13 protein-coding genes are annotated in these 12416 nt (G+C 66.0%); 8 read left to right on the top strand and 5 right to left on the bottom strand.

What is annotated here, in order from left to right; translation table 11 throughout:
* The first annotated feature begins 4 nt into the window (after positions 1 to 4).
* The gene (locus Q0654_RS01810) at positions 5 to 919 is read left to right on the top strand and encodes a peptidylprolyl isomerase (protein WP_298849883.1); all 915 of its coding nucleotides are present in this window, start codon (positions 5 to 7) and stop codon (positions 917 to 919) included.
* Between the two features lie 65 nt (positions 920 to 984).
* Positions 985 to 2292, top strand: a complete 1308-nt coding sequence (locus Q0654_RS01805; protein WP_298849881.1) for a nitrate/nitrite transporter — start codon at positions 985 to 987, stop codon at positions 2290 to 2292.
* 239 nt (positions 2293 to 2531) lie between these two features.
* On the opposite strand, the gene Q0654_RS01800 is transcribed toward Q0654_RS01805, so the two are convergent.
* The 4 genes from Q0654_RS01800 to Q0654_RS01785 all read right to left on the bottom strand — a co-directional run bounded on the left by Q0654_RS01800 (position 2532) and on the right by Q0654_RS01785 (position 4130).
* Positions 2532 to 2744, bottom strand: coding sequence for a hypothetical protein (locus Q0654_RS01800; RefSeq protein WP_298849879.1), 213 nt, complete (start codon positions 2742 to 2744; stop codon positions 2532 to 2534).
* Between the two features lie 63 nt (positions 2745 to 2807).
* The gene (locus tag Q0654_RS01795; RefSeq protein WP_298849877.1) at positions 2808 to 3065 is read right to left on the bottom strand and encodes a DUF2249 domain-containing protein; all 258 of its coding nucleotides are present in this window, start codon (positions 3063 to 3065) and stop codon (positions 2808 to 2810) included.
* Between the two features lie 105 nt (positions 3066 to 3170).
* Positions 3171 to 3548: a hypothetical protein gene (locus tag Q0654_RS01790; RefSeq protein WP_298849876.1), complete on the bottom strand. Its 378-nt coding sequence runs from the start codon at positions 3546 to 3548 to the stop codon at positions 3171 to 3173.
* Between the two features lie 168 nt (positions 3549 to 3716).
* Entirely contained in the window at positions 3717 to 4130 is a 414-nt protein-coding gene (locus Q0654_RS01785; protein ID WP_298849874.1) for a ribonucleotide reductase subunit alpha, read from the bottom strand.
* A gap of 274 nt (positions 4131 to 4404) precedes the next feature.
* Between Q0654_RS01785 and Q0654_RS01780 the strand changes: the two genes are divergently transcribed.
* Entirely contained in the window at positions 4405 to 4638 is a 234-nt protein-coding gene (locus Q0654_RS01780; RefSeq protein WP_298849872.1) for a hypothetical protein, read from the top strand.
* A gap of 174 nt (positions 4639 to 4812) precedes the next feature.
* On the opposite strand, the gene Q0654_RS01775 is transcribed toward Q0654_RS01780, so the two are convergent.
* Positions 4813 to 7755, bottom strand: coding sequence for an EAL domain-containing protein (locus tag Q0654_RS01775; protein ID WP_298849870.1), 2943 nt, complete (start codon positions 7753 to 7755; stop codon positions 4813 to 4815).
* A gap of 347 nt (positions 7756 to 8102) precedes the next feature.
* Between Q0654_RS01775 and Q0654_RS01770 the strand changes: the two genes are divergently transcribed.
* The 5 genes from Q0654_RS01770 (at position 8103) to Q0654_RS01750 (ending at position 12389) form a co-directional block, all read left to right on the top strand.
* Positions 8103 to 8708: a TetR/AcrR family transcriptional regulator gene (locus tag Q0654_RS01770; protein ID WP_298849868.1), complete on the top strand. Its 606-nt coding sequence runs from the start codon at positions 8103 to 8105 to the stop codon at positions 8706 to 8708.
* 89 nt (positions 8709 to 8797) lie between these two features.
* Positions 8798 to 9874: an efflux RND transporter periplasmic adaptor subunit gene (locus Q0654_RS01765; RefSeq protein WP_298849866.1), complete on the top strand. Its 1077-nt coding sequence runs from the start codon at positions 8798 to 8800 to the stop codon at positions 9872 to 9874.
* Positions 9871 to 11070, top strand: a complete 1200-nt coding sequence (locus Q0654_RS01760) for an ABC transporter permease (protein WP_298849864.1) — start codon at positions 9871 to 9873, stop codon at positions 11068 to 11070. Before Q0654_RS01765 ends, Q0654_RS01760 begins: the two co-directional genes overlap by 4 nt.
* 2 nt (positions 11071 to 11072) lie before the next feature.
* Positions 11073 to 11810 carry an ABC transporter ATP-binding protein gene (locus Q0654_RS01755; protein ID WP_298849862.1) on the top strand — a complete coding sequence of 246 codons (738 nt, stop codon included), beginning with the start codon at positions 11073 to 11075 and terminating at the stop codon, positions 11808 to 11810.
* Between the two features lie 288 nt (positions 11811 to 12098).
* Positions 12099 to 12389 (top strand): hypothetical protein, encoded by a 291-nt coding sequence (locus Q0654_RS01750; protein WP_298849860.1) that lies wholly within the window; start codon positions 12099 to 12101, stop codon positions 12387 to 12389.
* Positions 12390 to 12416: the final 27 nt, after the last annotated feature.

Here is a 12416-nt window from a genome sequence, read left to right as displayed (position 1 = left end):
TGCCATGCGACTGAACATTCCTGTCCTGCTGGACGACAGCCCGCGCAAGACGGCCGGGGAGGCGGGCACCGCCACCCCGGGTCTGGCGGCTGCGCAGAACCATGAGCACGATCATGCGGACGACCCCAGCCAGCCCCTGCCAGGGCCGGCGCCGGTGTTCATCCATGTTGGCGCCACGCCCATCAGCGAGGCCGAGATCGCGCGCGAGATGCAGCACCATCGCGCCCCGCGCCCCGAGCAGTCCCGCGCGGATGCGGCGCGTGCGCTGGTTGTACGCGAGCTGCTGCGGCTCGAGATCGAGCGTTTGGGCCTGGCGCAGGACGCCCAGCCCGAAGGTGCCGAGACCCACGAGGAAGCCGCGATCCGCGTGCTGATCGAGCGTGAGATCGATACTCCCGAACCCAGCGAGGACGATTGCCGCCGCTACTACGAAGCCAATCGCGAGCGCATGCACGCACCGGACCGGGCGCGGGTGCGGCACATCCTGTTGGCCGCTGCTCCAGCGGACGGCTATGCGCGCAACAAAGCCCGCGAGCTCGGTGAACAGTTGATCGAGATGCTGAAGCTGGAGGCCGACCGCTTCTCCGAGCTGGCCGAAAAGCACTCTGCATGCCCTTCGCGAGAGCAAGGCGGCGATCTGGGCTGGATCGCTTCCGGCGAGACCGTGCCCGAATTCGAGCGCCAGGTGTTCCGGTTGAAGCCGGGCCTCGCCGGCCTGACCGTGGAGAGCCGCTATGGCCACCATGTCGTGCTGCTCGATGAACTGAAGCCCGGCGAGGCTCTCAGCTTCGAGGACTGTCGCGCTCGCATCGCCGCCTATCTGGAGACCCAGGTGCGGCAGAACGCCCTGCACCAGTATCTGAACATCTTGGCCGAGCGCTACGAAGTGCGCGGGCTCGAAACCCTCGAAGCGGCCTGAGCGAAGCGCCGAGGCGATCGCGCCAACGCGCAGGTTTTCGAATTCCACCTGCCCCGAAATCCGACATGAATACGCAGACGGTTCCCCGTGGCGCACAGCAGACCGCTCTTTGGGCGGGTACTTCAGCCTTCACCATCAGCTTCGCGGTGTGGACGATCTTTTCCATCATCGGCGTCCAGATCAAGGCGGAACTCGGACTCAATGACACCGAGTTCGGCCTGCTGGTGGCCACGCCGATCCTGACGGGTTCGCTCTCGCGCATCTTCCTCGGCGTGTGGACCGAGCAGTTTGGCGGTCGCATCGTGTTCACCGGGGTCATGCTGGCCGGCGCCATTTCCACCTGGCTGCTGACCTACGCGCATACCTACACCATGTATCTGGTGGCGGCACTCGGAATCGGTATCGCCGGCGGCAGCTTCACGGTGGTCATTACCTACGTGTCGAAGTGGTTTCCCAAGGAACGCCAGGGCACCGCACTGGGCATCGTGGGTGCCGGCAACATCGGTTCGGCTGTCACCAAGCTGCTGGCGCCGCTGGTGATGGTGGCGATGGGCTGGCAGGGCGTGGCTCAGATCTGGGCGGTGGCGCTCGCAGTCGCCGCGGTGCTGTTCTACCTGACCACCAAGGACGAGCCCGACCTGGTCGAACGACGCGCGCGCGGCGTCCAGCCGGTGCCCTTCATGGTGCAGATGCGACCGCTGAAGAATCTGCAGGTCTGGCGCTTCTCGCTGTACTACTTCTTCGTGTTCGGCGCCTTCGTCGCGCTTGCCCTGTGGCTGCCGCGCTATCTGGTCGGTGCCTACGGTCTCGACCTTGCGACGGCGGGCATGATTGCTGCAGCGTATTCGATTCCCGCGAGCCTGTTCCGCATCGTTGGCGGCTGGGCGTCGGACAAGTACGGCGCGCGCAAAGTGATGTACTGGACCTTTATTGGCTCGGTGATCTGTACCTTCCTGCTGTCGTATCCGACCACCTCCTATGTGGTTCAGGGCATCAAGGGCCCAATTGAGTTCACGCTCGCCATGGGCGTACTGCCCTTCACCGTGCTGGTGTTCGTGCTGGGTTTTTTCATGTCGCTGGGTAAGGCGGCGGTGTACAAACACATCCCTGTCTATTACCCCGACAACGTTGGCTCGGTGGCCGGCGTGGTTGGCATGATCGGGGGCCTTGGCGGCTTCATCCTGCCGATCACCTTCGGCGCGTTGAACGATCTGCTGGGCGTGTGGACCAGCTGCTTCATGCTGCTCTTCGTGCTGGTCGCAGCGGCCCTGGTTTGGATGCACTTTGCAATCCGCCGCATGGAACTGGCCCGCAACCCGCAACTCAGCCGCGAGACCGATCTGCCGGAGATCATGCAGACAAGGCAAGGCTGAGCGGAACGGTGTCGCTACTCGCTTGCTCATGTTCGGGGTGGCCGCGAACCAAGCGCTGAGGCGCTTGGTTCGCTGGTCAATGCTCCGCGGCGGAGGTGACGCCTTCGGGCGAGGCCTAGGGTATGTTCGGGTGTCTTCCACTAGAGCGTTGTGTAGGCGTATCGCGACGCTCGCCGCGTCGCCGCACACAGTGCCTGCGCTCAGAGCGCCGATATGTTCGAGGCGCGTCTTCGTTGGGCTCAGCCGCTGCAGCCGCCGCAGCAGACCGAGGGTAGATGGATCAGCGCCTCGGGCCCGATAGAGATGCCGCCCGCACGCAAGGCGTGCAGGAGCTCCTGCGTGGGCATCACCGTGGAAATGCGCAGCGCGCCGCTCGCAGGTTCGAGGTCCAGCATCGACGACGGGTCGATATCCTTCAGGTGTGCCTCAAGATCTCGGCTATCGACGCGCACACCCGGTCTTTCGATTCTCACTTCTATAACTGCCGCTCCTCCCATGCCGGAGCGCGAATGGCCTCAGGCCTGGACTATGAAGTCGATCACAATGGCGCCGGTTTCGCGCTGCACGTAACTGACGTTGAGCCGCTCGCCGTAGCGCTCCTGAAGCTGACGCAGCAGGGGCAGGGGATCATGGTCATTGACGAAGCGCATGGTTTCGCCTGGATGCAGGGCATCCAGGGCACCGAAGATCGCAGCGTGGCGAAAGCGCTTGGCGATGCCGCGCGCGTCGAAGGGATAAGGACTGTCCTGCACGGCCACGCACTGGATCTGCATCGGAGCTCTCCTCTTTCGGAAAGAACCGAGTCTGAGGGCGCGCATAGTTCAACGCGCTGATGCAGATCAGCCATTGCGTATTCCAGGCGGGGCAACCACCTGACGTCAGCCGCCGAGCAGCGGCAGTGCGTGTCCGCCAAGATGCGACAGCAGAAGGAAGGCGGACACTAGGATCGCATTCAGCGCCCAGGCGACGGTCAGGAAGCGCGCGATGACACCGCGCTGCTCGTCGCGAACGTTGTGGGCGTTGGTCCAGACCAGCCGGGTGATCAGCAGTGAGTACCCGACGAAGCCAACCAGCAGCAGAGCATACAGTGGGCTGTCGACGCGGTTGAAGAGCCACAGAAGCGCTACGAACAGCAGGTGGCTGCAGGCGACGCCGTAGATCCAGAAGATCCGCCACAGCGGTTGATTGCCGCGGGTCTCGGGGGACAGCCAGGAAGGCAGGCTGGAGTGCGGGGTATTCGCAGTGTCGCTGTGCATGGCAGGTCTCCGACGGGCATCGAAAAGACATGCCAGCCACCATGCGCTTCGGGCCAGTCATGCGCAAGCTGCAGCGCGGCGTAGGCAGCGTGGCGCAAGCAGCCGTGGCGTCCGGTGTACGGGGGCCAGTGACCTCGGCAAGAGGCCGCCCACCACCGCGGGCTTGAACTAGCCGGCCCGCTGCAACTGCACCAGTTGACCCTGCCTGTCGACGCAGAGGAATCGGCCGATGCGGCCACCCTTGATCTGTTCGACCATCATGCGCAGCGGCTGCACGGCTTCATCGCTGTTGGGCGCGTGCCCACCGCGTCCGCCCATGGCGGCTACAAAGATCACGTCCCAGTGGACACCAATCGATCGGGCCTCGTCGATGAGCGCGGCGAAGGTGCCGATTTCCTCGGGCAGTTTGTCCACGCACACGGAAGGGGCCAGAGCCCCGCCTTCGCCGCGCTTGAAGGCCTCGCGCTCGTCGACCGTAGCGTCCGGTGGGAGCTCGGCCTGCGCGAACACCAGCAGGAGGCGCTGCGGCTCGGCTTGGCGCCGCGACTCGGCGAGCAGGTCGTCGAAGTTTTCCAGGGACATCCGGTTTCCTTGATTTCTTGATGGAGCGGGTTGTGGTGCCTATGGTGCTGATCGTACGTCGCCAGCCATTGACCCCGGTCAAGCCTTGGCTGCGCCGGCGGTCGAATGCGCCCCTGCGGGCTTTCAGATGGCTGAGCCGCGCGCTATGGAAGAGAAGACTGATCTGGATCAGCGCAGCTGGATCCGCCGTGTCCCACGCTCGTAGCGCCGCGCGACGAATCCAGTCGATACGCCCCGACACCGCGCGATTGTCCACATCAGAACGAGAACAAGCATGAGCCAGACCACACCCAACGCCGCGCTGATTGAACAGGCGCGCCGCGCCCTTAGCGCTCACGATGAGACCGCTCAGGTGGAATTTGATGCCGCCGGCGGAGCGCTGCGCGTCCACTCTCAGCTCGATCAAGCCACGGTTCTGAAGGTGCTGCACGCTGCGGCATTGCCGGTGGCGGCCGCTGCCGAGCCGGCAGAGCGTAGCGACTGCTGCGGTGGGTGCTGCGGCGGCTGAGTCCTGTCGAAGCAGCGGATGCGAGCTGGGAGTCGAGTGCGGCAGAAGGCAACCACGCTGAGAAAACGCCTGCACAGCTCGCTGTATTCCGCCGATTCCCAGTCTGCCGGACCACTGCAGGCTGGCGAATCGACGAGTCCCTGCTCGCGCGCAGTGCTTTCGCCTTGATCCCGTCTATCGCGCCGGTTCGGGGTCGACCTGCTTAAGCCAGCGCTCGGCGAACGCATCCGCGCTGAGCGCGGCAGAGTAGTAATAGCCCTGTGCGGCATCGCAGCCCAGGTCGGCGAGGGCGCGCGTGGTCGCTTCCGACTCCGTGCCTTCCGCAACGGTGCCAAGGCCCAGCGCGCGCGCCATCGCCAGCACGGTCTCGACGATGGCGCGGTCATTGGGGTTTTCGAGCATGTCGCGCACGAAGCTGCGGTCAATCTTGAGTCGCGACACCGGCAAGCGCTTGAGGTAGGTCAGCGAGGAGTAGCCGGTGCCGAAGTCGTCGATGGCGAGGCTGTAGCCTGCACCCACCAATCGACCGAACAGAGCGATGGCGGCCTCTGGATCCGCAATCAGGCTGGACTCCGTCAGCTCAAGCTCGATGTGGTCCGCCTCCACGGCATGGCGACCGCGCAGCGCTTCGAGGCGCGTTTCGAAGTCCGGATCGAGAAGCTGCAGGGCCGAGAGATTGAGGGACAGTCGCTCCGGCAGGCCGAGACGCTGGCTCCGCCACTGGGCCCACTGGCTGAACGCTGCATCCAGCACCCAGACACCGAGCTCCGACATCAGGCCGGCACGTTCGGCCACGTCAACGAACTCGGTGGGTGAGACCCAACCCAAATCCGGCTCCTGCCAGCGCAGTAGAGCCTCCGCGCCCAGCAGAGCGGCATCCGCCAGTCTGATCTGCGGCTGGTAATGCAGGCGCAGGCGACGCTCAGCCAAGGCAAGCTTGAGCCGATCCGCCAGCAGCAGCCGTCGGTTCAGGCTGGTGCCGACTTCACGACTGTAGAGACGCACCGCGCCGCGCACGGCCTTTGCTTCATACATGGCGATATCGGCATGCTTCATCAGCTCGGCGCCGTCGAGGGCATCGCTCGGGTACAGGCTGATCCCACAGCTGGCGCCGAGGCTGAAGCTGCGGCCGCTGACTCCCAGTGGCTCGCTGATCGCCTCCACCAATGCCCTGCCGCGCGCCATCGCCGTCTCTGATCCTGCACGTGGCACGAGCAGCATGAACTCGTCGCCCCCCATCCTTGCCAGCAATTCACCCGGCTGCAGCGCCCGGCCCAGGCGCGCACCCAGGGCCTGGAGGACCTGATCGCCAACGCCGTGACCACAGCCGTCATTGATCTCCTTGAAGCGGTCAAGGTCCAGATACAGCAGAGCCAGCGCTCCGGCCTCCGCGTCCGCACGATGCACGGCTTCATGCAGACGCTCCTGCAGCAGGCTGCGGTTGGGCAGCCCGGTCAGCGCATCGTAGTAGGCGAGATGCTCGATGCGTTCGCGCTGCTGACGTTCGGCGGTCACATCGCTGAGCATCCAGAGTTGCAGCTCGGCCCCGTCGGCGGTGCGCGGAAGAGGGGTTCGCAGTGTTCGCCAGATTGCCTCGCGACCGTCCGCGCGCTTGCCACGGCAGTCGACCGCCCCGCTTACTGTGGAGGCGCCCCCCGTGGCATCCACGAGATCCGCGAGCTGCATCTGCGTCAGTGCTTGCGTCGAGGCGCCAACCAATCGGGCCAGGGCGGGGTTGGCCAGCAGCAGGCGACCTTCGGCATCGCAGACCAGGACGCCTTCCGCGCCATGCCGGAAGACCGCCATCGAGAGGCCCTGCTCCTCGCGCAGCGCGGACTGCTCTAGCACCAGTTTCAGGAGATCCACCCAGCGCGCACGGAAAGCGCAAGCGTCGAGCGCGGTATCGATCGCGCCTTCAACGATTTCGCTCAACAAGAGCCCGGGTGCTTGGCCCGTGCCAGTATCGATAGGCTCGATGCGCAGGCGCCCTGCCGCGCGCAACCGTTCAAAATACTGGCGACAGCGACGCTGGGGGCAGTCGGGCGCGCACTCGCCGTGCTCGATCATCGAGCAGCCTGCAGCGGGCTGGGCCAGCATGACCTGCAGGTGGCCGGCCGTGTCCTGACTCAGGCCAATGGCGTGGATGAGACGTAGGCCAGACCCCCACCGTGAGCGCTGCAGTAGTGCCGCGCCCAGCCCGGGCTGTTGGGCCGTAGCGAATTCGAACAGCGGCGCCACGCACTCCTGCAATGGCTCTCCGCGAGCCAGGCGGTCGAGGCTTCGGGTGCTGGCTTCGACAAACCGCTCTTCGTCGCGCTTGGCCGTGATGTCGCGCCAGGTCACGAACAGCAGCTGGCGCTTGCCCAGTGTGATCGCGGTCAGCAGGACTTCCACGGGGAAGATCGGGCGATGCTCGCTGCAGTGCAGCCACTCGAAGCGGTGGGTGCCGCGTTCAAGGGCCTGCTGGATCATGCGGGCGGCCTTGTCGAACGAGGGCTCACCGTCCTCCTGCGTGGGCGGTGAAAGCTGGGCTGGCGAGAGGCGCTGCACGTCTTTTGCGGAGGCATAGCCGAGCATGCGGGCCGCAGCGTCGTTCATCTCCACGAATTGATGGTGCTCCGCATCCAGCAGCAGGAGGGCATCGGCTGACTGTTCGAACAGACGCCGAAAGCGTGATTCGCTCTCGGCCAGAGAGGCCTCAGCCTGTTTCTGCGCGGTGATTTCGGTGCGGATCGAGACGAAGCGTTCGAGCCGCCCATCCGCATCCGGCACGGGCACGATGCTGGTTTGCACCCAGTACAGCCGGCCGTCGCGGGCGCGGTTGCAGAACTCGCCGTGCCAGACCTTGCCCCGCAGGATCGTCCGCCACATGTCCCGCATGTAGCGGCGCGAGTGGCGGCCGGAGTTGAGTATGCGGTGGTCCTGGCCCAGCAGTTGTTCCCGGGTGTAGCCGGAGATCGCGCAAAACCGATCGTTGACTTCGAGGATGCGCCCTTTGCGATCCGTGACTGCGACGATCGCATGCTCGTCGAGTGCACGCACCACCGTGCTGGGGGCAAGCCTTGTGACCGGGCTTTCGGCCTCGATCTCGGACGGCTTCGCGCTCTCGTAGTTCATGGCGGGGTCCGCGGATCCTGTTCTACGCCGATCTGAACTGCGCTGCACATCGCGTGCCAACCGGACGCGCCAACCGGGGTGTGCGGCCCATCCTGAGGCTGAGGCCTCATGCGCGATCTGATGCGGGTCAAGCGCATGCATGGGCTTCGACCAAGGTGGACAGTCTGGAGATTCGCAAGTCTCAGGCTCAGACGTCCCACAGCGCCGGGAAGCGTCTTTCCTGGTTGGACGCCAGCGCTTGCTCCGCAGCGGCAATTGAGGGAGCCGGCACGGCTGCCAAGGACTTGCATTCCATCTTGACGTGCCAGCGATACAGAGTGAGTATTCACTTACTTCTGGAGATGCACATGAGCCGCGCCCTCCCCCTCTCTGCCGACGAACGCCGCGCTGCCAGTGTTCAAGCGCTGATCCAACTTGCGCGGAACGCCGATCCGCGTCAGATCACCACTGCGGCCGTTGCCATACAGATGGGCGTGAGCCATGCCGCGCTGTTCCGTCACTATCCGGACAAGGCTGCGCTCTGGGCCGATGCAGTCGACTGGATCGAACAGGAACTGACGCGGCGAGTCGAAGCGGCAGCCGCCAGCGCCTCGACGCCACGCGCGGCACTCGCTGCAATGTTCGAGGCCCATGCCCGATTCCTTGCAGACTTTCCGGGTGCGCCCCGGCTGATGCTGTCGGAGCTGCAGGCCGCCGGCGAATCGCCTGCCAAGCTGCGGACGCGTGGCCTCGTGGCGCGCTACTCGGAACGCCTGGCCGGCTACGTCGTCAAGGCACAGGCACTAGGGGAACTGCGCGCGACGCTGGTGCCCGCGATGGTCGTCAACCTCCTGCTCGGCGCGTTGCAGGGCCTCGTGGTGCAGGCCTTGATATCCAACGCACCCGAGCAGATTTCCGCGCAGGCTGCGGGCGTGTTCGACACCCTGTGGTGTGGGCTGGGAACGCAGACATGAAAGTACTGACTCCCGCGCGCCTGAGGATTGCGCTGCCGTTGCTCGCCTTGGCCACTGGACTTGTCTGGGTCGCCCTGCGGGCGGGGCCGATGGCGCCGGTCAGCGTGCAGACTGCCACTGCACAGGCGCGGCTACTGGCACCTGCCTTGAGTGGCTCCGGTGAGCTTGATGTGCGGCAGCGGGAGCGCATCGGCAGTCGCGTACCAGGCCGGGTGCTGGGCGTTCATGTCGACGTCGGCGATGTGGTGGTCGAAGGTCAGTTGCTGCTTGAGCTGGACCCCGTCGACCTCGACGCCAAGGTGCAGGCACAGCAGGGTGCGGTGCAGCGGGCGCAGGAGCAGATCGCACTTGCGCAGGCTCAGCAGCGGCAGGCCGAAGCGCGACAGGCATTCGCGCAGGCGAAGCGGACGCGCCATCGCCTTCTGTCAGAGCGGGCGCTTGTGAGCACCGAAGCGCTGGAAGAGGTCGAGCAGGCCGCGCAGGTGGCTGCCGCAGACCTCGATGTGGCCAGGGCCCAGCTGGGCCAGGCCGAAGCCGAACTGCAGCGCGTGCGGGCCGAGCTCGCGGCGCTGGAAGCACAGCGCGAAGATTTGCGGATCCGGGCCGCCCGCGCCGGACAGGTACTGGCGCGACGGGTGGACCCCGGGAGCACCGTCCAATCAGGACAGACCCTGCTGGAGCTCGCCGACCCCGCGGATCGCATTGTGCTGGCGCGCTTCGATCAGCGTGCGGCGGCCGCGTTGGCCGTAGGCGATACTGTGGAGGTACGGGCGCGTTCGCTGGGTTCGATCCTGCAGGGGCGCGTCGAGCGCATCGAGCTGGTCGCCGATGCGATCACCGAAGAACGGCAGGCGCGCATCAGCCTACCGCCAGACGTTGATCTTCCTCTCGGAGAGCGCGTCGAACTGCAGGTGGCGACCCAAGCCACGCCCGTTGAGGTTGCGGTTCCCGCGAGCGGGCTGGTCGTCGACGCGGGGCGAACCGGAGTCTGGGTTGTGGAGGACGGCCGCGCACGGTTTGCGGTTGTGGAGAGCGGTCTCCGCAGCGCCGATGGCTGGATCGAAATCCGCTCGGGCCTCGAGCCCGGCGCGTCGGTGGTGAGCTATCGCCCGCGCCCTCTGAGCGAGGGGCAGACGCTGAACGTGCGCGAAGAGCCGCTGCCGTGATCAGCCTCGCCGGCCGCGATATCGCCCACGCCTGGGGGCGCTTCCTGTTCACCGGACTGGGTCTCGGCCTGCTACTGGGGGTCACGCTGACGATGGCGGGCGTGTATCGCGGGATGGTGGATGATGCTCAGGCCCTGCTGGATGGCAGCGGTGCCGATCTCTGGGTGGTCCAGAAGGACACGTTGGGTCCCTGGGCCGAGCCTTCTGCCCTTCCGGACGATCTGCGTGCCAGCCTGTCGTCGCTGCCGGGCGTGGAGGCTGCGGCCAACGCCATCTACCTCACGCTGCAGGTGCGCCATGGGCAGCGCGATCTGCGGGTGATGCTGGTGGGCATCGAGCTGCAGCAGGCGCTGCTGCCCGGCCAACCGCCACAGCTCATCGCCGGGCGCCTGCCCACCGCCCGGCGCTTCGAGGCGGTCGTCGACATCGCCAGCGGTCTCAACCTTGGCGACACCGTCTGGCTGCGCCGGCAGCCGCTGACGATCGTCGGGCTGACTCGACGCATGGTGTCCTCGGGGGGCGATCCGATGCTGTTCGTGAACCTTCCGGATGCACAGGAAGCGCAGTATCGGCGAGACCCCGAAGCCGTGCGCGCCCAACGCGCAAGAACTGACCTTCTGCCCGCGCTGGCCGGCGTCAATGAGGACGTCCGCTCGGCCATCGACGCCTTGCAGCAGAGCACGGGCTCGGTCAACACGGTGCTGGTCCGACTTTCTCCGGGCGCGGACGCCCAAGCCGTGACACGCGCCATTCGCGAGGGGCTGGCACTTGGCGTGCACGACCGCGCGGCGATGCAGGACATCCTGATCGCGAAACTGATCGCGACCTCGGCGCGGCAGATCGCGATGTTCCTCGTGATCCTCGCGATCGTCAGTGCGGCCATCGTGGCCTTCATCATCTACACCCTGACTCTCGGCAAGCTGCGCGAGATCGCGGTGCTCAAGCTGATCGGCACGCGTAACCGCACGATCGCCCTGATGATCCTGCAGCAAGCGCTGGCGCTCGGACTGATCGGCTTCGCTTCTGGCCGCATCAGCGCACACTTGTGGGCCCCGTACTTCCCGAAATTCGTTCTGCTGATTCCGGAAGACTCGCTGCGCGCACTGGCGCTGACGCTGGTGGTGTGTGCCCTGGCATCGGCACTCGCCATCCGCGCGGCACTGACGGTCGACCCGGCCGAAGCGATCGGAGGATGAGCATGAACGCAGAGCAGGCACCCGGCATCGAGCTGCGTGGATTGCGCAAACGTTACGGCAGTGGCGACACGGCAGTGGATGCCCTGCGCGGTTGCGACATGGTCGTCGCTCCCGGCGAACTGGTCGGACTGGTGGGGCCCTCCGGCTCGGGCAAGTCCACCCTGCTCAAGTGCCTGGGGGCCGTCATCGAGCCCAGCGGCGGCGAGATGTTGTTGGGCGGGCAGGTGCTCTACCGGGATGGCTGGAAGGTAGCCGACCTGACAGCGCTGCGACGGGATCGGATTGGCTTCATCTTCCAGCAGCCCTACCTGCTGCCCTTTCTCGACGTGACCGACAATGTGGCGCTCTTGCCGATGCTGGCGGGCGTGCGCAATGCCGAAGCCCGGCGTCGCGCGCAGGCGCTGCTCGCCGCCTTGGAGATCGAGCATCGCGCGCGCGCGATGCCGAGCCAGCTGTCGGGCGGCGAGCAGCAGCGGGTGGCCATCGCTCGTGCGCTGGTGAACCATCCCCCCGTGATTCTTGCCGATGAACCGACGGCGCCGCTTGATGGCGCCCGGGCGCTCGCGGTGGTGTCCCTGCTCTCGGCCATGGCGCGTCGATACGGCACGGCGGTTATCGTGGTTACGCACGACGAAAAGATCATCCCCAGCTTTCCGCGCCTGTACCAGATCCGCGATGGGCGAACCCATCTGGTCGAACAGGCCCCTTCAACCTTGACCAACAAATTGGAGGTCGCCTGAATGAAAGCTCTGTCGCTTCGCATCTCGTCCGTCCATCTGGTTGCCATGCTGCTGGCGCTCCAAACTTCGCTTGCGCTTCATGCGGGGCCTGGTCCGGGCGATCCCGGCAGGCCGCAGCCCGCAAGTCTCCAAGAAGAATCAAGCTCTTCCGAATCCGAATCCGAATCCGAATCCGAATCCCAATCCGGACCTGATTTGCAGGGGCATGCGCATGAAGATCCCCACAACCATGCCTCACTGGCCGCGCCCATCACTGCACCCGAGGGTGGCTGGGCCTCCGATGCTCCCTTGCGCCAGGGCATGCGGGCGATCTTCGATGCCGTCGTAGCGGCCGTTCGTGATGGTGGGGAGGCCAAGGTCTTGGCGACCGAGCTGCGAGCCCAGGTCCGCTACCTGTTTGCGAACTGCAAGCTTGAGCCGCAAGCGGATGCTGCCTTGCACGGGATTCTGGCCGAGCTGCTGCAGTCGGCACAGCGGCTGGAGGCCGGCGCCAGCCCGGCCGAGGAGCACGACGCCCTGCACGCCAGCCTGCAGCGCTACGGCCAGCTGTTCCAGCACCCGGACTGGCCGCTGCGGTGACCGTTGCGACGCCTGCCTTACGCCCGC

The organism is uncultured Aquimonas sp. (assembly GCF_937888285.1).
In the GTDB taxonomy this organism is placed as follows: Bacteria; Pseudomonadota; Gammaproteobacteria; order Xanthomonadales; family Xanthomonadaceae; genus Aquimonas.
The sequence above is the reverse complement of the archived record's forward strand: the minus strand, read 5'-3'. Positions and strand labels throughout refer to the sequence as shown.